The following is a 19082-nucleotide window of genomic DNA, read 5'->3' on the forward strand; positions in this document are numbered from 1 at the left end:
TTCAGCCTTCGAGGTCGGCCGCGTTCGCGATCGTGAACGCGGCGCGGAAATACTTGTTCGTGCCGAGATCGCGAATCGTGCGGATGCCGAAGGCCTGCTCGAGCAGCTTGGCATCGTTCTCGCTGACGCCTTCGAGCGCCGCGGCGGGCGCCTCGCAGAGCTGCTTGAAGGTCATCGTCTCGTACTTCTTGTCCACTGCCTTGGCGACGTTCATGGGCCTCCGTACCGGCGTCGAAAACGGCCGGTCGTTGCATTGACGCTCGGGAAGTCGCACGGCCCGTGCTCTTTTCTCGACGCCTCGTCCGTGGACGCAGCGCGGGCTCACCGCCTCGCGCTATGGCCCTTGCCACAGCGTGATTGGCGCGCCGCCCGTCGCGTCCAGGCCGTCGGCGACCTCCGTATTCGCGTCGAGGTGACGAATACGAAGAATGCACCCCGTGCTGTCGTTGACGAGCGGAGACATCCCACAATCGATGCGGAAGAGAGCGCCGGATTGGGCAGTAGCAATCGCCCCTTTGGGACCGAGGGCGGACGGCTGGTGGCCAAAGACGATGTGGCTCACGCCCAAAGCCTTCGCATTCGCGGGCGCCGTCGTCGGGTTGGTGTACCAGTCGCGCGCCTCGAGGATCGAGTCGACGCCGACGAGCTCCGGATCGTCGTAGTTGGAATGGGCGTCGAGCGCCGCGCGAAGTGCCGCGTCGAGCGCGGAGAGGGTTCGACCTTTGGTATTCCCGGCGTGCGAAAAGAACCATTTCCCGACGCGAGCGCCAATGGGTCGTTTGCGCAGCCACGCGCCGCGCGGATCCGTTCCATCGGCGACCGCTGCGGGGGCGATGCCTCGAGCAGCGAGCTCCTGGTCGACGCCGTCCGTCGCGGTGGCCTTGCTGTTCGTCGGATTCACGAAGAACTCGGCCTCGTGGTTGCCGAGCAGAACGACGACACGACCGCCTGCCGCCGATGCCGCGGTTTCGAGCGCCATCAAGAAATCGATCACCTCGATCGGCTGGGGGCCCTTGTCGATCAGGTCGCCCGCAACGACGAGCAACGCGTTGCCCGCTCCCCATTGCGGGGTTCCCGGCGACTGCGGGAGAGCGCTCAGGATGCCGTTTTTCTCGAGCAGCGCAGCGACGCGGTCGTAGCCCCCGTGAATGTCGCTGATCGCGTAGACCGTCGTGCCTCCGGGAGGATCGATCTGCGCGATGACGACCCGGTCCGCCCCCGCGTCATGCCCGGCACTCCCGTCGGATGAGCCGACATCCAAGCCCGCATCCGTCGGGTCCTCCTGCCCAGCAGGGTTCCCTCCCGTACTCGCCGGTGGCTGGCTAGACGACGACGACGCCGTCGGAGAGGACGACGACGGTGAGCAGGCGGCCAGCACCGCAGCGATCGACAAAATCGGAAACTTCATCCGTCCTCGGCATCCCAAGGGGCACGCGCCCCACGCGTAGGGATGTTCGGGCTCCGGCGATTTGATCACTGCGGATCGTGCCGATTCCTTCGGAAAGAGGATTGCGAACGCTTAATGTCCAGTCGTCGAGCGCATGGCGCCGCGTCAGAGTGGCTGGGCAAGGCGCGGATTGCAGAACGCTCCGACGGTGTCGTGCGGAAGTCCGCTGGCCCGGGCCGTGCGCGCGACGCCGTTCAAATAGTGGTCCCCGACCTTCTCGCACGACGGCGTGGATGGGTACATGCCGGGCGTTCCGCCCACGCCGATCGAGAGACTGAAGCCGATGTGCCCGCCTTCGGCGAGGGGCCACGCCGCGAGTCCGAGCTCGTTCGCTCCGAGCACGGCTTCGACGACATATCCGTCCGGAACCGGGAAGGCACGATAAGTATCCGCGCTCCACGTGGTCGGTCCCCGCGGGTTCGGGAGACCGATCGAGACCGGTGTGACATCGTCGGGTGGTGCTTCGAGGATGAACTGCCTCGTTCCCGGGTCGTCGTAGAACGGTGGCGAGACGTACTGCCCGTCGTTGTCGAGCATGAGGTGACAGGCGTCACCGCAGAAGAGATCGCCTCCTGCGTCCATCGCCGCGGGCTTCCGCTGGGAGGTGTGGACGTGCACGAAGTAGTAGACCTTCCCTGCCGGCCGCCATGCGACGGCGTACTCGACGGAGAGGTCCGCCGGCTTCGGCACGCCGTTGTTGTTCCAGTTGCCGGAAGGAACCATGGCCAGAGGAAGATCGCAGTCGAGAACCCCGTCGATGATCGGCTCGGTGGGCAACTCGGGAATCGCCGAGCAATAGTCGACCCCGCAAGACGTCGCAGAGCCTTTGCACGACGAGGTGCAGGCCGCGGGACTCGAACCAACTTGCGAGTCGCTGGGATTCGTTTCGTCGACCTGACGACCGATGGTTGCGAAGTCGCTGCCGCACGCCAAAAATGAAACGATGGCGATGGCGCCGATGGAGCCGATGGTGACGCGACGCGCCACCGCGCGAAACGTCACGGTTTGGCTCCGCGATCCCCTGCGCAAGATGCCTGCACGCGCGCCAACATTGGCGCCTTCGGCCACGTCCGCTCGAACGCCTTCGCTCGTGTACGGGCCTCGTCGACACGGCCGAGATCGCAGAGCGAGAGCACGCGAAGCGCCGCGGTCTCCTGGCGGAAGGTGCCCTTCGGATAGCGCGCGTCGTAGCGATCGACGGTCGCGAGCGCGTCGGCCGGAGCTCCATTGCGGAGTTGGGAGCGAGCCGATTGCACGAGCGCCATCTCCGCGGTGAGTAGCTCATCGGCGGTCCCCGACGGCTTCGTCGTCGCCGCGTGATTCACGGTCGGACGAGTGCCGACGGGCGTGGCGGCGGTACTCAGTGGCTCGGCCACCGGTGCGGACGACTCGACCGGAGGCGCACCACTCGGCGCCACGGAAGCAGCAGCCGCCGTTCCAGTCGCGGGCGCGTTCGTCGGGCCAGGCTCGCTCACGTGCGACTCGCGCAGCGACTCGTCGAGCGAGGCGTGGCGGAGCATCTTGCGAACCTCGTAGGCCGATGCCGTTCCAACGACGAGCACGGCCGCGGCCAGCAGAAACTTCACGGCGAGCCCGGGGCGCTTCCGACGAATGGGCACCGGACCGGAGATGCGCTGGGACTCGACCTCGAGACGCCGCGCCAACGCACGCTTCACGCGCTCGCGATCGGCCGCCGAAGGCGCATCGCCTCCGGCTTTCGCCGACGCGACGAGCTCGTCGAGTTGGTACGTCATCGGACCCCGCCTTTCTCACGAGCGTTCAGGCGCTGAACGGCGCGTTCGAGCTCCTGACGAGCCGCCCGAAGACGCGAGTAGACGGTGTTCACGTTCACGCCAAGTGCCTCGGAGATTTCGGGGACGCTCTTCTCTTCGAGCTCGGCGAGGACGAAGACGGCTCGCTTTTCGTCATCGAGCTCGTCGAGCAGGGCATGCAGAATCTTCACTTGCTCACGATGCGCGGCGGAATCGTGCGGCCCGCCTGAACTCTGCGCGTCGGTCTCGCCCATGGCGGTCAAAGCGTCCACGCGGTTCAGATGGCGGGCACGTGTGCGACGATAGTGCTGAACGACGTTCACCAGGATGCCGAAGAGCCACGTCTCGATGGACGAGCGCCCCTGGAACTCGGCAAAGCGTCGGTGCACGACGACGAAAACCTCCTGCACCGCGTCGTCCACGTCTTCCTCCCGGATGCCTAGGCGGCGCGCGCTCCGCCAGACGAAATCGAAATAGGTGACGAAGACGTCCTCGGGCGATCTCGCCTCCGGCATCTCGGCCTTCGAACGTTCGTTCCCAGCGGCTTTCGCTTCCGTCATCGAAAAAGGAACGCGAGACCCAAAGAGGCGCGCGCGGCAACCGGGGCGGGGCGGAAAATCGTGTCGACGCGGCTCGCTGGACCATCGAGTGAATTCGCACTCTCGAGCGCAAACGAAGGCCGCGCGAGGGGTACGAGGACGTCGAGCTCGAGGGGTAGCTCGAGACTCTCGGTGATCCGAACTCCAACTCTACCTCCCGCTCGGGGGCGAGCCATAGGCGCGAAGCCGTGTCCTCGCGCGTGATTCCGAAGCCCTGTGCATGCACGCGGTCGACCTCGATGCCCGCACATGCTCCCACGAAGATCCGCCCGTTGCTCGTGACGCAGCCTCGTACACCGACGTCCAAGAGCGAAAAGTCGCCGCCTGCACCTTCCGGGGAAGACGCCGTCTCCGAACGTGGGAGCCAGCCTTCACCGTACGCTTCGAACCTCCAGGGACGAAGGTTCAGCGAGAGGCCGAGGCCAACGCCCCCCGTCGCGGAAGGAAGCGATCCCACTCCACCGACGGCGGCGACGCGCACTCCGATCCGCGGACCGTTCATCGTGAGAGACGACGAGTCGTCGTCGTGCGCGGGTGACGGCGCTGGCGTCGCGGGCTCGGGTGGTTTCGGTGGAGGCTCGGGCGGAGCAGGTGGCTCGACTTGGAGATCGGGGTCGATCGTCAGCGCGATGACGAGTGCCGTTGCCGATGCAAGTCGATCACAACTTGCCGCCGAGAGTGTTCGACGACCTTGCGCATCGAAGGCGCGCGTGCGGATCTCTGCAGTCCACGTTTCGCGCCGATGCGTGACGACGACGTTCGCCTGCGCGGTCTCTTTCCGCTGAGAGCCTGCAAGCAGCTCGCGAACGCGCGCGTCGACCTCGTCACGCGTCGGACACGTCGAAGGAGCATCCCACGCGAGCGTGAACGCGAGAGAAGAATCCGCTCGGTCGTCCGCCGCAGCGGTACGGCTCGATCCGAACGTCAACGCGCAGGCCATCGACGCCATCGCAGCGTAGACTCCGGCCCGTCGTCGTCGACGGGTGGTCGAACGATCCAACTCGCACTCGTGCGCGAATGCGCTATCGCGTAGCGAGAGGATCGCGCGCACCGAGCATGCGGAGGGCGCACGAAATACGTGAAATACGTAGAATGCGCGAATTCCGCGAATTCCGCGAATTGCGAGGGGCCCCCAACGCATACCGAAGACTCGCAACGGAGGGACACGAAGCATCCGGCCTGAATCGAAACTGTAGTGTCGCGAAAAGCGGTGTGTCGTACATTTTCGTCACGGAAGGGGCGTTCGGCGGGAACGCCCTCTGGAGTCTGAATGGGTTTCTTCGCCTTTCTCTCTCGCTCGGATAGTCCGGAAGGTCTTGGTCCTGGCTTGCCTCGCGTCTCACGCACCTCTCGGTTCGCGTTCGTCGGGCTCGTGCTGGCGGGCGCCTTTGCGGTTGCGACCTTCGGAGGTTGCGCGGCCGAGCTGGAAAATCCGGAGCGCTTCGGCAACGGCGGAAGCAACACGACGGGAGGCAACACGGATGGCGGGTCGTCCGCGCCGACCTGCCCGGATGTTCCGCAGGTCCTCAAGGCATCGTGCGGGTCGGCGGGATGTCATGGCGGTGCCACGCCGACGTCGAATCTCGATCTCGCCTCGCCCGACGTCGGAAACCGTCTGAAGACGCAAAAGGCCACGACGGGTGATCCGTTGATCGATCCCGCGAATCCGGAAAACAGCGTCCTCTACAAGAAAACCCTGCCGAAGCCGCCCTTCGGCTCGTCGATGCCGCTCAACGGCACTCCGTTCGACGACTCGATGCGAGCCTGCCTCGCGACCTGGATTGGAGGGCTGAAGTGAGCCCGCGCACCCGACGTCTTCTCGCCGCCGCGCTGTCGAGCATCGTCTTCGTAGGAACGACCGCGGTCGCGCTCACGGCCTCTGCCGCCGATCCGGCGGCAAGTGACAAACCGGCCGACAAACCGGCCGACAAACCGGGGAAGAAGAAGCCTGCGGCGGCCAAGCCACAGACGAAGAAGGGCGGGAAACCGAAGAAGGCCGAGCCGCCGCCTCCCCCCGAGCCGCCGCCGCCCCCTCCCGAGCCTCCGCCTCCGCCGCCTCCGCCTCCCCCGCCCGTCGTCGCGCCCGCCGCCACGGCCACGGACAAGGACACCGGCGTCTCGTCAGAGTCCTCGTCGTCGAAGCGCCCCGTCGGTCGCGAGATCGTCACGCTCCAGGCCGCGGTCGGCGCGGGCATGCGTCACTTCGACTACAAGGACTCGCTCACGAAGAGCCTTCGTAGCTACGACCTCGGCGCCGCGCCGGTCGTTTCGCTGAGCGGTGAGGTCTATCCGTTCCCCCTCCACGGCCTCGTCGACGTGGGCCTCGAGGGCAGCTTCATGACGGCCTTCGGGCTCTCCTCGGACGGCCTCGCGCAGAACGTGAGCACGTCCTGGTCTCGCTTCGACGTCGGCCCGCGTGCGCGCTTCCGTTTCGGCGCCGAGGAGCTGCCGACCGTCGTCGGCGTGTCGATCGTGTACGGCGGCGAGTCGTTCGCCTTCAACGCCGACGACGTATCGGCGCAAAACATCGCGCTGCCGGACGTCTCGTACAAATTCATCCGTCCCGGTGCCGACGTTCGCGTGCCCTTCGGCGCGTTCTCGATCTCGGGCAGTCTCGCCTACTCGATCGTGACGTCGGCCGGCGCGGTCGCGGATCGTTTCCCGAACGCATCGGTCGGCGGCTTCGAGGCGGGCGTGGGCGTCGGCTACCAGATCATGCCGCACCTCGAAGCGCGCGCGCTCGTCTCGTATCGCCGCTACTTCTATGCGCTCAAGCCTGAGCCCGGTGATGCCTACGTGGCCGGCGGTGCGCTCGATCAGCTCGCCACGGGCCAGCTCGGCGTCGCCTGGTACCTCTGAGCCTTTCCCCTCGCGCGTGAGGATCGCTGGCCCCGTGCGGCCGCTCCTCACGCCTCCCTCAGGGATAGCCGCATCGAAGCGACGTCCTTGGACGCAACGTGCACCGCTCTCCGGCCGACCTGACCTCCGTTGCCCGCTCCTTTTCGGGCGACAGGAGGCCGCATGGATCACGATTCGACCGAAGTCTGCGTCGAGGGGATGAGCTCGGACACGTTCGAGGTGGTCGACGAACGCGAGCCTCGCGTGCTGCTCGCGTTCGTCTGGGCGCTGTCGCTCGTTCCGACGATCACGACGCTGATGTTTCTCGACGACGACCTGACGACGCTGGTTCGACGGTTCCTCGTCGAAGCGCTGATCCTCATCGTCGTCGCGGTGTGGGTCGAGCGACGCAGCACGGCGAACGACTGGCGCGAACGCCCCAGGACAAAAACACGAACGCGGGCACCGACCTTCGGAGGTCAGCGGCCCGCGCGTGCGTGAACAGAAGAACGAGTGACGCGGCTTCTTAGAGGCCGTTCGCCTTGATGTAGTCGTTCGTGAAGATCGTTCCGCGGTCGTACGCGTCGCGAAGGTCCGAGAGGATGCGCTCCTCGACCATGCCGCCGACCATGAAGACCTTCACTTCGACGTCGATGCGGCAGATGCGGGTGACCTTCTTGTCGCCCGCCTTCTCGACCCACATCTCGCCGTTCACCTTCGTCTTGTCGGTCATCGTGCTCGGCGTGACCTTGAAGGAGTACTTCTTCGTCTTCTTGTCGAAGGTTCCGTCTTCCGTGTAGCTGAGGCGATCGCCGATGACCTTCTTGAGCGGGCCGGGGAGATTGCCGACGGGCGGATCGACCTGGATACGGCGCGTGAGCTTGGCGTCGTCTTCCTTCTGATCGAGCAGCTTCCAAACGGGGAAGTGCATGTGATCGACGTACATCTTCTTGTTGAAGGTCTCGTCGAACACGATCTTCGCCCAGTAGGTCTCTTCGTCGGTGTTCAGCTCGTGGCGCAGCGTGATCGAAGGCATGGCATCTCCTCGTGACGCGCGCGATTACAGCCCGAGTCGTGTGGGGGATGGGTAAAAAAAGAGCGCCGCCCGGCTTCTTTCGTCGAAGCGAGGGCGGCGCGCGAACCGCAGATCGAGAAGTACTTACTTCTTCTTCTTCTTGGCGGCCGGCTTCGCAGCCTTCTTGGGCGCAGCAACCTTCTTCGGCGCCGCAGCAGCCTTCTTGGGCGCCGCGGTCTTCTTGGTCGCCGGCTTCGAGCGCTTCTCGCTCGCCTTGTACATGTCCCAGAGGCGCGGAACCGGGTAGGCCGAGAGGCGGCTCTTGAAGCCCTCGTCCTTGGCGCGCTTCTCGAGCTCGCAGATCGCGTCGATCATCTTCGCGCGCGTGCCGAACTTCTCCTTCACCGCGGTGAAGGTCGCGTGGAGCTTGACGAGCTTCGCGTTCGAAACGTGCGCCAGGCCCTTGTTCTCGTTGAGGCGCGAAACCCAGAGGTCTTCGTTCTTGGTGAACTTCTCGAGCTCGGCAACGAGCTTCGCCTTGTCACCAAACGTGTCCTTCACGGTCGCGAGGGGGCTCTTCATGATGTCTCTCCTGAGGGTGCGTGAGATGACTCACGCGGCTGAAAGGGCACCCCGATTACCAGACGCCTGAGTCCCCCGCAAGCGCGGCGCCTCCGCTCATTTCCGTGCGTTTCGCCGCGTCTCCCCTCGTCTCCCCTCGCCTCCCCTCGCCCCTTCCCGTTGTTGCGCTCTCGGGCCGCGCTCGAATCGGCCTCGATTTGGCCGGATGGCCTTCCGCCGCCCTGACGAGGATCTATCCTGGCCGTGTCGGCAGAGCTTCCGATGGCCTTTTCCCCCTCCCAAGCCTCCCAAGCTTCCGCCAGTCGGCCCCTCGTCACGGTGCACGTCGCCCAGTCCCTCGACGGCCGAATCGCCCTCGCGGGGATGCCGACGGCCCTGAGCACGCCCGAGGGCCGGAGGAGCGCCCACGAGGCCCGAGCGGCCAACGACGCCGTTCTCGTGGGGGCGAACACCGTCCGCATCGACGATCCACAGCTCACCCTCCGCGACGTCCCCGGCAGCCAGCCGCTCCGCGTAGTCCTAGCCAGCACACTCGAGCTTCCGCCGGGATCGAAGATCCTCGGGACCGACGGCCGCGCTGTCATCATCGGCGCACGGGGACGCGTCCACGAAGACGCTCGCCGGACGATCGAGGCCGCCGGGGCGTCCGCACTGGTGACCGCCGCTACGAGCGAGGGCGAGGTCGACATCGCGGCAGCGCTCGCCGCTCTGCACGAACGCGGTGTGAAGCGGCTCCTGGTCGAGGGCGGCGCGCGCATTCTGACGTCCTTCTTTCGGGCGCGCGCCGTCGACCGGATTCGAATCGAGATGTCGATGCGGCTCCTCGGAGCGCCTGGTACCCCCATGCTCGGCGCGATCGGCGTGGCCGCACTCCGCGATACGCCCACCCTCAAGAACATCGAAGTGGAGCGCCTCGGCATCAACGTGCTCGTCCGAGGCGACCTTGTCTGGTCCTAGCTTTGGCCCTGGCACGCGTCCTAGCTCGCGTCGTAGGACGAGAGCGCTCTGGTTCGTGGGCCCACGCCGCTTGGAGATCCGCGAGGAAGCCTTGCCTGCACCGAAGGCCGGCGAAGCGCTCGTCCGCGGTCTCGCGTCGTGCGTGAGCCAGGGCACCGAGATGCTGCTCTACAAGGGCGAAGGGCCCGAGCCGTTCGACGTGTCCCTCGGCGACACGTCCGTCGCGACCTATCCGCGTCGTTATGGGTACGCGTGGGTCGGCGAGGTCGAGGAGGTCGGGCCCGGCGTCGCCCACCCGCTGGGCACACGCGTGTTCGCCCTGGCGCCGCATGGAGATGCGCACGTCCTGCGAGCGAGCGAGCTGAAGGCACTACCGAAGGCCGTCCCCGCGACACGCGCCGTGCTCGCAGCCAACCTCGAGACCGCGGTGACGTGCGCATGGGACGCGGAGCCAAATTTCGGCGAACGATGCGTGGTGCTGGGCGGCGGTGTCGTCGGAACGCTCGTCGCGTGGGTGCTCGCGCGCTCCGGAACGAACGTCACCCTGGTCGAACGAAGTGCTACGCGCCGCGCGGCGGCCTCCGCCCTCGTTCCGTCCGCTCGTGTGATCACGGATGCCGCGCCCGACGGCCGTGCCGACCTCGTGGTGGAGGCCACAGGCGACCCGCGCGTTCTCGACACGGCGATTGCATGGGCTGGGTTCGAAGCTCGCGTCGTCGTCGCGTCGTTCTATGGCGCACGCAGGGCGCCGGTCGATCTGGGCAACGCCTTTCATCGCAAGCGCCTGACACTCCGTGCGACGCAGGTATCGTCGCTCCCTCCGAAGCTGAGGCCGCGGTGGGACATGGAGCGCCGGCTCGACCTCGTCGTGGACCTGCTCCGCGAGGAACGGCTCGATTCGCTCTTCGGCTCACCCACCGACTTCGACCGTGCCCCCCAGCTCTACGAAGAGCTCGCTCGCCAACCTGACCCGTCTCCGGCCCACACTTTGCTCTATCGGTAAGAGATGTTCTCCGTCGGCGTCTCCGATCACGTGATGATTGCACACAGTTTTGCGGATCCCACCTTCGGCCCGGCGCAAAAGCTGCACGGCGCAACCTATGGCGTGGAGGTCGAGATCCGTGCCCCCGCCCTCAACCCGCACCACGTGGTCATGGACATCGGGGCTCTCCGCACGCTCCTACGCGAGGTGCTAAACGGCCTGGATTACAGCTGCCTCGACGACCATCCTGCCTTTCCGGGCCGAACGTCGACGACGGAGCGGGTCGCCGAGTTCGTGGCCAACGAGCTCGTGAAGGCGTGCGCCTCGCTCCCCGCGGACGCGCGACCCGTGGGCAAAGCGTCGATGCGTGTCATGCTGAGAGAGTCGCCGGTCGCGTTCGCTGCGTTCGAACGCGAGATGTGATCGGAGAACAGACCGGCGACACGCCCTCTCGATGGGCGGACGTGAAGTTGCGCGGCGAGGCGAGATGCACATCGCGTGGGTCGTCTACGGCAGTCTCGAACAGAAAACGGGCGGCACGCTCTACGACGCCCGCATCGTCCGCGGACTCGAAGAGAGCGGTGACGTCGTGCACGTCCATTCGCTCGACCCAGCCGCGCGGGCGCCGAACGCGGGCATCAAGCTCGCCACCGAGATCCTGCGCGATCGCCCCGACGTGGTCGTCGGCGACGAGCTTTGCTTCCGCGAGCTCGCCGTGACCTTTCCCGTGCTCGCCCGCGCGGGCCAAGAGCCTCCGATTCCGCGGGTGCTTCTCGTCCACCACTTGACGGCCTGGGAGGCGGAGCTCTCGCGCAACGCCCGCCTCCGCGCACGCGCCGCCGAGCGCTTCACGCTGCGCTTCTCCGACGCCATCGTCACCACGAGCGAGGCCACGCGCCATCGCCTGCGAGGTGAGGTGAAGAACAGGACGATCGACGTCGTCGTGCCCGGCGCGGATCGGTTCGTGCACGCATCGATGTGCCGTTCGTCGTCACGCGCGGCCGTGCGCTTCGTGTTCGTGGGCGCGATCGTTCCGCGCAAGCGCGTCTTGACGCTCGTACACGCATTCGCGACGGCCTCGAAGCGATGCGCCACGCCGACCGAGCTCGTTCTCGTGGGCAGCACGACGCGTGAGCCGATCTACGCCGGCACCATCGAGCGCACGATCGCGGAGCTGGGACTCGGCGACCGAATCCGGCTCCTCGGTGAACGTCCGGACGAGGACGTGGCAGTGGCCATCGCGGATGCCGACGTGCTCGTCTTGCCTTCGTCGCTCGAGGGGTGGGGAATCGCCGCCACCGAAGCGATCCACGCCGGAACCCCGGTCATCGCCGCGCGAACCGCCGGTCTCGTCGAAGCGCTCTCGAGCGCCGAAGGCGCCACGCTCTTCGCCGACGGCGATCGTGAGCTCGAAGACTGCCTCGCACGATTCGCGACCGACGCCGAGCTACGCGGCTCGATGGCGGAATGCGCACGACGCGCCTCCGCCGAGCTTCCACGATGGAGCGAGAGCGTCGTGCAGTTCCGACGGGCGCTGCTCGCGGCCTGCGGGAGCTAGAGCAGCAAGTCGGTCACCGCAAGCGCGCACGACGACGTTCGCGCGCTTCGTCTTCCGAGAGCGCCAAGACGGCCTTGCGAACGAGCCCCGTACGCGCGCCATTGTCGCGAGCGCCGATGAGCACGTGACGGTCGATCGGCAAACCGAAGCGCACCGAAATGACCACGTCGCGGAAGCCCGGCGTGGTCGCCTGGATCAACGGCGCGACGGTCGAGATGCCGAAGCGCTCCGCGATCTGCACGACGAGCAGATCTTTCGCGCGCGCCGAATGCACACCGGAAACGAACGCTGGCACCACGGCGATCCCGCAACGCGAGGCGCGATCGGCGAAGAGCCCGGTTCCTTCGCGCCATGCGCCAAGAGGAAAATCACGTGGCCTCAAGAAGCGCGTATCCGGCTCGATTGCGCCGGCTCCGAACTGCACGAGCGCTCGCCCCGACGCGAGCCACGCGAGGGCGCGACGAACGCCGAACGCTCGCTCGCTCGCGCCTTCGTCCGCCACGAACACGAGATGCTCGCGAAGCTTCGGCATGGCCCGCAGGAAGTCACGGTCGGCGGCGACAAGCGCCACGTCGTCACGTCCCAGAGCAGCCACGGTGGCAAGCGCATCGTAGGCGCCGGGATGGTTCGTGACGACGAGCAGGCCTCCCTTTCGCGGAGCCTCTCCGCTCACGTCGAACGTGGCGCCGAACGCCGTGAGGACCTCGCGCGATGCCTTGGCAATCCCGGCCTCGGCGATGCGCGCATCGAAACGCGCGAGCAGCTTGCCGAGGCGCTGGCTCGGCAAGCGCGACGCCAGCCCCACGAGCGCACGAAGAAGCGGCGGCGCGCGATGGGCCCCGACGGCGTCTTCGATCTCGCGCGTCGAAAGGACGGCGAGGACCGCGGCGATCTCCGCCTCGTGAGCTCCCCCGCGATCCCCGCGATGGTGAGGGGTTTCGAGAGGGCCCGATGTCGTGGGCCGGCTTGGACGCAGGCTCATCGAGGGCATTCTAAGGCAGCGCCACGGCCCCGGGCGATCAACGTTCGACTTGTCGGTCGCAGCGAGCTCGCCCAAGGGCTCTGTGGATTGAACGGCGCTTCCCTGCTAGTCGTGAGCGAGCCATGTCGAAACCGCGTCTTCGGTTTGCTCCTTCTCCCACGGGTTACCTCCACATCGGAGGCGTCCGCACCGCCCTGTTCAACTGGCTCTGGGCGCGCAAGACCGGCGGCACGTTCGTGCTCCGCATCGAAGACACGGACCGCGAGCGCTCCACGGACGCGAGCACCAAAGTCATCCTCGACTCGATGAACTGGCTCGGCCTGAACTGGGACGAGGGCCCTCATCCGACGCAGATTCACGGCCCCGAGACCGGCAATTACGGGCCGTACACGCAGATGAAGCGGCTCGACATCTACAAGGAGTACGCCGACCGCCTCATCAAGGATCGCAAGGCCTTCCGGTGCTACTGCACGAAGGAGCTCCTCGACGAGCAACGCGCGGCGCTCAAGGCGAAGGACCCCAAGGCTCAGTTCAAGTACCCCGGGACCTGCCGCAACCGCACGGACGAGCCGAACCTCCCCTACGTCGTCCGCTTCATGACGGACCGCAGCGGCTCGATCACCTACGTCGACAAGGTCTTCGGCGAGGTCACGACGCCCAACATCGAGCAGCAGGACTTCGTGCTCATCCGTTCCGACGGCGTGCCGCTCTACAACTTCGGCGTCGTCGTCGACGACATCACGATGGAGATCTCGCTCGTCGCGCGCGGTCGTGACCACATGATCAACACGCCGCCGCAGATCATGATTTACCAGGCGCTCGACGCGAAGGTTCCCGAGTTCGCTCACCTGCCGATGATGCTCGCCCCGAGCGGCGAGAAGCTCTCGAAGCGTTTCGGCGCGGTGGCCGTCAGCGAGTACGAGACGCAGGGCTTCCCGCCCGACGCGGTGCTCAACTACCTCGCGCGCTTCGGCTGGTCGCACGGCGATCAGGAGATCTTCTCGAAGGAGGAGCTCGTCCAGGCGTTCGACTGGGAGCACACCGGCCGCGGCGACGGCAAGTTCGACCCCAAGAAGTTCCTCACCATCAGCCACGAGCACCTCAAGTCGCCGAAGCTCATGCCCGAGGACGAGTACGCCAAGCGTGCGCTCCCCTTCGTGCACGCGCGCGGCCTCGACAAGGTCACCGAGGCGGACGTGAAGTGTGCGCTTTACACGATTCGCGATCGCGCCCAGACCTTCGTGCAGGCAGCCGACATGCTCGACCCGTTCTTCCGCGAGCCGCCCGAGCTCGACGAGAAGGCGGCGGCGAAGTTCCTCGTGAAGGACGCCGCGCCCCGCCTCCGAGGTCTGGCCGACGCGCTCGGCAAGGTCACCGACTGGAACGAGGCCGAGCTCGAGAAGGCGACGCACGACTGGGTGGCGGCCTCCGGCCTGGAGATGAAGGCCATCGGTCAGCCCGTGCGCGTCGCCCTCACGGGTCGTACGGCGAGCCCGGGCCTCTACCAGGTCATGTTCGTCATCGGGCGTGACGTCACGCTCGCGCGCCTCGCTCGGGCGGCCGAAAAGGCCGACAAGACCTGAGCCAGCGGACGTAGTACTCGACTCGCCATCGTGTTTTTACGACCGCTCGCCATCGGTCAGCCGAAGGAGCTGACCGGCATCGCTGGGTTCGTCGAGACGGTGAAACCGGTCTTGCCGATCCCGGCGCTGCTCATCGTGCTGCCACTCGTCTGGCTCATGTTCCGCAACACGTGGCGGGAGCTCGACGAGGACTCGCATCGCCAGCGTGCCGAGCTGTTGGCCCAGGGCAAAGCGGACAATCGGCCGTTCGTGGCGCTCGTCATCTGCGCCGTCATCCTGACGATGCAGGAGTACTACGGCGGTCGTATGTACTTCGAGCAGGCGATCTTCCCGTCGCTCTCGAAGCTCGAGTCCACGTATTCGTGGCTGCACGTCGCCAAGTACGACGAGCTCTGGGGATTCGTGTGGTGGGCGGGAACACGCGTCTTCGGGTACATCCTGCCCTTCGGGCTCTGGAAGCTCTTCTTCCCGAAAGACAGCCTGCTCGACCTCGGCCTGCGTATGCGCGGCTTCTTCGCGCACGCCTGGATTTACGGGTTGTTCCTCGCCGTGGTCTTGCCGGCGATGCTCATCGTCGCGCACAGCCCGGACTTCGGCGCCTACTATCCGTTTTACAAAACGGCGCCGCGAAGCTGGTTCGACTTCCTCGTGTGGGAGGCGATGTACTTCGCGCAGTTCTTCGCGCTGGAGATGTTCTTCCGCGGCTTCTGGCTGGGCACACTGCGAAAGAGCTTCGGCTCGGGCGCCATCTTCGTGATGGCCGTGCCGTACTGCATGATCCACTACGGCAAGCCGTATCTCGAAGCTTGCGGCGCGATCATCGCGGGCATCGCGCTCGGATCGCTGTCGATGAAGACGCGCAGCATCTACCAGGGCTTCATGGTCCACATCACCGTGGCCGCCTTGATGGATTGGCTCTCGCTGCGCCATCGGCACTGCACTCCGTTGACGTTCTGGCCGTCGGAGACTTCGGGCTACTGCACCGATCAAGCCGAGCTCCGCGAAGCGCTCGCTCAGCGGATCGAGCTCATCGCGGCGAGCATCTTCGCGGTGCTCATGGTCGTCGCCGTCATCCTGATCGTCAGGGCACGGCGCAAGCGTCAGATCCTCGCCTGACGCGCCGAACGACGGCCGGAATCGGGCTCACTCGAATTCGATGACGAAGGCGCGGGTGTCGGCGCCGATGTCGATGTCGTTCCACGTCGAAGACGGAGGGCTGCCCGTGTACTCGAGGAACGCCTCGTCGCCGTTCGTGTTGCTCGGCTCGCTCGCCGCCCAGTTCTCGTACGACCACGGCTCGTTCGTCACCCACGTCCAGCCGCCCTTCGGCTCGACCGAACCATTGGGCTGATAGCCACCGAGCCACGGGCCGTTCGTCGTGTAGAACGCGCCCTGCACGCCGGCCGCCAATTGGTAGACGAACTGATTCTCGGCCGACGACGTGATCGTCGCGAGATGACCGCCCGCTTCCTCCGCGCGAGCCTTCGCGTCGCCCCAGTTGATCTTCGTCTTATCGACGACGACGAGGTACGCGTGGCCGTTGCCGCCGAACACGGAGGCGTCGGCTGGGAACTTCGAGGCATCGCTCGCGACATCGTCCGTCGCGCTGTCCTTGGGAGCGCTCGAATCCGCCACATCCACGGCGGCGTCGCCTTCGGCGATGGCCGAATCCGTGGTGTTCTCCCCCGCCAGGCCGCCCGTGTCGACGAGCGCACTGCATCGCGTACAGGCGATGCCTGCGAACAACCCAACGACGATGCGCGCACGCATGCGATGGGAGCTCCCGTCAGGACGCATGAGGGAATCGTAACGCACTCCGCCAGGCAGGCCGCCAAAACCGGGTACGTTTCAGTGACGATAGGGATTTTTCGGCAACGGCTCGTCGGTGCCGCCCGTCATTCCTGGTGCAGCTCCTGGCGCGGCCCCCGCGGCGCTGGCCTTCTTCGCGCTCACGTTCACGTTGGCGTTGGCGTTGGCGTTCGTGTTTCGGGCCGGTCGCACCCCGCCATTCGAGCTCGGCGTCCCCCCCTTTTCGCCCGCATTCGCGCTCGACCCGCTCGGCGCCGGAACGACGACGGCCGCGCTCGCACTTTCCGATGGCGCGATGGCCGCGCTCGGCGGGACCGCGGCCGCGTTCGTATCGACATTCGCGGCGGCGGCGTTCGCTGCCGGCGTCGGCGTCGGCGCGCGCGTGACGAACGAAGCCACACCGAAGACCACGGCCAAGCTGGCCACGGCGAGGGCTGCGCGAGCCGTTCCTTTGCCCGTACTGGGCAACGTCGGAACGACGGAACGGGTGGCCGAAGCTCCCGTGGAGTCGGCAAGCGAAGCCGAGAGGGTGCCGGCTTCACGCGTCTCGAGGTCCGGTGAGGGTGTCGCGGGTGACGATGACGCCGGTGACGGGGGCGCGGGAGCCGCGGTCTTCGCCGCTTGTCGGAGTCGCGTGCGCTCCTCCGCGATCTTCTCGCCGCTGACGGCCATGACGTACTCGGCCACGCGGCGCGCCGGAGCCACGCCGCCGACACTCGCAGCTTGGCGCTCGAGAGCCTCAGCGAAGTCCGCGGCGTTCTGCCAGCGTTTGGCAGGGTCGCGCTCGAGGGCGCGGGCGACGACGCTCGCGAGACCTTCGGGGACGTTGGCCTCGGTCGTCAGGTTCGGAATCGGCGAGACCAGAACGGCCGCGAGCGTCTCGGAGCTGGTCTTGCCGAGAAACAGCCGCCGCGTCGCGAACATCTCCCAGATCACGATTCCGACCGAGAAGACGTCGGCACGGCGATCGATGCGTTCACGGCGCGCTTGCTCGGGCGCCATGTAAGCCAGCTTGCCTTTGAGCTCGCCTGCGTTCGCCGCCGTCACGGTGTCGTCGACCTTGGCGATGCCGAAGTCGGTCAGCTTCGTGATCCCGTCGATACCGACGAGGATGTTGTGCGGAGACACGTCACGATGGACGATCCGCAGGGATTTCCCCTCGTCGTTCGTCAGCTCGTGCGCGGCGTGGAGACCGTTGAGCGCGTCGATCCCGATACGGAGCGCGACCTCGGGCGGAATGCGCGTTTCGCTCTCGGCAGCGGCGCGAAGGAGACCGAGAAGCTGATCGCCCTCGACGTATTCCATGACGAGGCAGAGGCCGTCGCGGTCGTCGACGTCGAGCGTGGGCACCACGTTCGGGTGACGGATGCGCGCCGCCACGCGCGCCTCCGCGGAGAACATCGAGACGATCTCCGCGTTCGCCTCGAGCGTCGCATGGAGCTTCTTCACCGCAACCACGCGCTCGAAGCCGCGCGCGCCGCGTACCCGCCCGAGATAGACCGTGGCCATTCCGCCGGCGGCGATCTTGCCGAGCAGCTCGTAGCGTCCGATGAGGCGTGACGCTGGAAGGTCTTCGTCGACCGGCATCAGAAGCTCGCTTGAAGGAGCGAGGCGCGCCCAGTGGTGGCGTCGACACGCGGTGCGCCGCTCCAACGTGTGAAGACGAGCCCCACGACGAGCGTGGCCGCGGCCGTGCATGCCGTGGCCGCGAGCAAGACGGTCGTGCGCGTCTCGGCGCCCTGCACGCGATCCTCCTGCGCGGGGTCGGACACGTGGGTCGCTTCCGCGTCACGAATCAGCTTGTTTCCAGCGGGAACGGCGTCGGCAAACCAACTCACGGCGGTCGCTCCACCGAGCACGGCCGTGAGTGCGGCGCCACTCAAGGCAAAGACCGGCGGGAGCCCTTTGGAGGGTTCTTGGGATTCGCCCGGAGACGGCTGCAAGGCGGCCGCTGGGCCTGGCGTGGTCGACGTGCCTTTCGGCGGCGTGGACGCAACGGCTTTGACGTCCATCCAGTCGAGGACGTCCTTTTGCCCAACGCGGACGTCGACGGCCTTCGAAGCAACCTGCCCGTTGGGCCAGTGACCGACGATCTTGTGCTCGCCGGGCGTCGCGAAGAGATCGGGCGCGGCCTCGAGAACGCCGTCGACTTCGATCTGACAGCCTTGGCAGCGCACGATGACGCGCCCGAGCGACGACGACGCGCTTGCAATGACCTCGTCGGCCGAGCGATTCGCCGCCGCGTCGTTGGGGATTCGCGTCTTGAGTCGAAGGGCCAGCGTGGCGGCGCGCGCCATGTGCGGGGGCGAACCGATCTGCTTGTGGGCGCGAATCGCGCTCCGGAGTGCGGACGTGTCGGGCGCCAAACGGTCGGCGAGCTCGAACCACTCCGCCGCGCCCGCGTAGTCGCGGAGCAGATACCGCGCCGAGCCCTTGTCGTACGCGTCGGCCGCCGCGCGTCGGTCTTCGGGAGACGGCGACGCGGCGTTCGAGGAAGGAGCATTCGACGAAGCGCCGTCTGCGCGGGCCATGGTGGGCACGAAAAGCACCAGCGCGGCCAGCGCTGCCTGCCTGAGCGTTACGGCGATCCCCGGGGATTTCAGGGCTTGGCTCATCGTGGGGAGACGAATCAGCGTTCCGGACCCCACCGGTGTTGTCAAGGCAAGCGACGTCCCACGACACCGCACGAGGGTCGCAACCGACGACGTCATTTACTCTGCAAAATAGACGACGCTACTTCAGGACCCGCTCGACCAAGAATCCATTGGCCCGCAGGAGCGAGGGATCGCCGTCCGCAGAGTGCGTGCCCGGACCATCGAGCATGCCCGTGACGAGGAACCGTCCGTCGGGAAGGTTCACGACGCCACGCGCCTCGCTGTGCCGAGGTCCGTCGGGCAAGGGCACGGTCACGTCGGTGCCGTCGGCACGCAGCCAGCGCATGAACGTGTGGGCCCCCTG

General features: G+C 66.7%; 21 protein-coding genes. 9 read left to right on the plus strand and 12 right to left on the minus strand.

Features of this window, described 5'->3' with window-relative positions:
* Nucleotide 1: 1 nt before the first annotated feature.
* The 5 genes from AKJ09_RS12530 to AKJ09_RS12550 form a co-directional block, all read right to left on the minus strand.
* Complete coding sequence (locus tag AKJ09_RS12530; RefSeq protein ID WP_146647425.1) at nt 2–214, minus strand: hypothetical protein; 213 nt, start codon at nt 212–214, stop codon at nt 2–4.
* Nucleotides 215–334: 120 nt separating this feature from the next.
* The gene (locus tag AKJ09_RS12535) at nt 335–1408 is read right to left on the minus strand and encodes a metallophosphoesterase (protein ID WP_146647426.1); all 1074 of its coding nucleotides are present in this window, start codon (nt 1406–1408) and stop codon (nt 335–337) included.
* 144 nt (nt 1409–1552) lie between these two features.
* Nucleotides 1553–2449 (minus strand): DOMON domain-containing protein, encoded by an 897-nt coding sequence (locus AKJ09_RS12540; RefSeq protein WP_146647427.1) that lies wholly within the window; start codon nt 2447–2449, stop codon nt 1553–1555.
* Nucleotides 2446–3201, minus strand: coding sequence for a hypothetical protein (locus tag AKJ09_RS12545; RefSeq protein WP_146647428.1), 756 nt, complete (start codon nt 3199–3201; stop codon nt 2446–2448). The genes AKJ09_RS12540 and AKJ09_RS12545 overlap by 4 nt, the downstream gene beginning before the upstream one ends.
* Nucleotides 3198–3779: an RNA polymerase sigma factor gene (locus AKJ09_RS12550; protein WP_146647429.1), complete on the minus strand. Its 582-nt coding sequence runs from the start codon at nt 3777–3779 to the stop codon at nt 3198–3200. The genes AKJ09_RS12545 and AKJ09_RS12550 overlap by 4 nt, the downstream gene beginning before the upstream one ends.
* A 1309-nt stretch (nt 3780–5088) precedes the next feature.
* Here AKJ09_RS12550 and AKJ09_RS12555 point away from each other — a divergent pair.
* The 3 genes from AKJ09_RS12555 (at nt 5089) to AKJ09_RS12570 (ending at nt 7157) form a co-directional block, all read left to right on the plus strand.
* The gene (locus AKJ09_RS12555) at nt 5089–5616 is read left to right on the plus strand and encodes a hypothetical protein (RefSeq protein WP_146647430.1); all 528 of its coding nucleotides are present in this window, start codon (nt 5089–5091) and stop codon (nt 5614–5616) included.
* Nucleotides 5613–6677, plus strand: a complete 1065-nt coding sequence (locus AKJ09_RS54245) for a hypothetical protein (protein WP_205633691.1) — start codon at nt 5613–5615, stop codon at nt 6675–6677. The genes AKJ09_RS12555 and AKJ09_RS54245 overlap by 4 nt, the downstream gene beginning before the upstream one ends.
* A gap of 162 nt (nt 6678–6839) precedes the next feature.
* The gene (locus AKJ09_RS12570) at nt 6840–7157 is read left to right on the plus strand and encodes a hypothetical protein (RefSeq protein WP_146647433.1); all 318 of its coding nucleotides are present in this window, start codon (nt 6840–6842) and stop codon (nt 7155–7157) included.
* A gap of 25 nt (nt 7158–7182) precedes the next feature.
* Here AKJ09_RS12570 and AKJ09_RS12575 read toward each other — a convergent pair whose 3' ends face one another.
* Entirely contained in the window at nt 7183–7692 is a 510-nt protein-coding gene (locus tag AKJ09_RS12575; RefSeq protein ID WP_146647434.1) for a DUF2505 family protein, read from the minus strand.
* A gap of 123 nt (nt 7693–7815) precedes the next feature.
* Nucleotides 7816–8253, minus strand: a complete 438-nt coding sequence (locus AKJ09_RS12580) for a hypothetical protein (protein ID WP_205633692.1) — start codon at nt 8251–8253, stop codon at nt 7816–7818.
* A 243-nt stretch (nt 8254–8496) separates the two neighbouring features.
* Here AKJ09_RS12580 and AKJ09_RS12585 point away from each other — a divergent pair, with 243 nt between their 5' ends.
* From AKJ09_RS12585 to AKJ09_RS12600, 4 genes are read left to right on the plus strand one after another with little or no spacing between them, the layout of a single operon-like run.
* Entirely contained in the window at nt 8497–9210 is a 714-nt protein-coding gene (locus AKJ09_RS12585) for a RibD family protein (RefSeq protein ID WP_240488461.1), read from the plus strand.
* A gap of 55 nt (nt 9211–9265) precedes the next feature.
* A complete protein-coding gene (locus AKJ09_RS12590) occupies nt 9266–10213 on the plus strand; it encodes an FAD-dependent oxidoreductase (protein ID WP_169927482.1) in 948 nt (315 codons plus the stop codon).
* 3 nt (nt 10214–10216) lie between these two features.
* Nucleotides 10217–10615 carry a 6-pyruvoyl trahydropterin synthase family protein gene (locus AKJ09_RS12595; RefSeq protein ID WP_146647437.1) on the plus strand — a complete coding sequence of 133 codons (399 nt, stop codon included), beginning with the start codon at nt 10217–10219 and terminating at the stop codon, nt 10613–10615.
* 31 nt (nt 10616–10646) lie between these two features.
* Nucleotides 10647–11750, plus strand: coding sequence for a glycosyltransferase family 4 protein (locus AKJ09_RS12600; protein ID WP_146647438.1), 1104 nt, complete (start codon nt 10647–10649; stop codon nt 11748–11750).
* A gap of 13 nt (nt 11751–11763) precedes the next feature.
* Here AKJ09_RS12600 and AKJ09_RS12605 read toward each other — a convergent pair whose 3' ends face one another.
* On the minus strand, nt 11764–12732 hold the full coding sequence (locus AKJ09_RS12605; RefSeq protein WP_146647439.1) for a lysophospholipid acyltransferase family protein: 969 nt from the start codon (nt 12730–12732) through the stop codon (nt 11764–11766).
* Between the two features lie 122 nt (nt 12733–12854).
* Between AKJ09_RS12605 and gltX the strand changes: the two genes are divergently transcribed.
* Complete coding sequence (gltX, locus tag AKJ09_RS12610; RefSeq protein ID WP_146647440.1) at nt 12855–14315, plus strand: glutamate--tRNA ligase; 1461 nt, start codon at nt 12855–12857, stop codon at nt 14313–14315.
* A gap of 30 nt (nt 14316–14345) precedes the next feature.
* Nucleotides 14346–15431, plus strand: a complete 1086-nt coding sequence (locus tag AKJ09_RS12615) for a CPBP family intramembrane glutamic endopeptidase (RefSeq protein ID WP_146647441.1) — start codon at nt 14346–14348, stop codon at nt 15429–15431.
* Nucleotides 15432–15458: 27 nt separating this feature from the next.
* Here the strand turns inward: AKJ09_RS12615 and AKJ09_RS12620 are convergent, their stop codons facing one another.
* From AKJ09_RS12620 to AKJ09_RS12635, 4 genes are all read right to left on the minus strand, one after another.
* Complete coding sequence (locus AKJ09_RS12620) at nt 15459–16112, minus strand: lectin-like protein (RefSeq protein WP_146647442.1); 654 nt, start codon at nt 16110–16112, stop codon at nt 15459–15461.
* A 51-nt stretch (nt 16113–16163) separates the two neighbouring features.
* Nucleotides 16164–17711, minus strand: a complete 1548-nt coding sequence (locus AKJ09_RS12625; protein ID WP_169927483.1) for a serine/threonine-protein kinase — start codon at nt 17709–17711, stop codon at nt 16164–16166.
* Nucleotides 17711–18739: a hypothetical protein gene (locus AKJ09_RS12630; RefSeq protein WP_146647444.1), complete on the minus strand. Its 1029-nt coding sequence runs from the start codon at nt 18737–18739 to the stop codon at nt 17711–17713. Before AKJ09_RS12630 ends, AKJ09_RS12625 begins: the two co-directional genes overlap by 1 nt.
* A 118-nt stretch (nt 18740–18857) precedes the next feature.
* Nucleotides 18858–19064, minus strand: coding sequence for a hypothetical protein (locus AKJ09_RS12635; protein WP_146647445.1), 207 nt, complete (start codon nt 19062–19064; stop codon nt 18858–18860).
* Nucleotides 19065–19082: the final 18 nt, after the last annotated feature.

This window comes from Labilithrix luteola (assembly GCF_001263205.1).
Lineage (GTDB): Bacteria > Myxococcota_A > Polyangia > Polyangiales > Polyangiaceae > Labilithrix > Labilithrix luteola.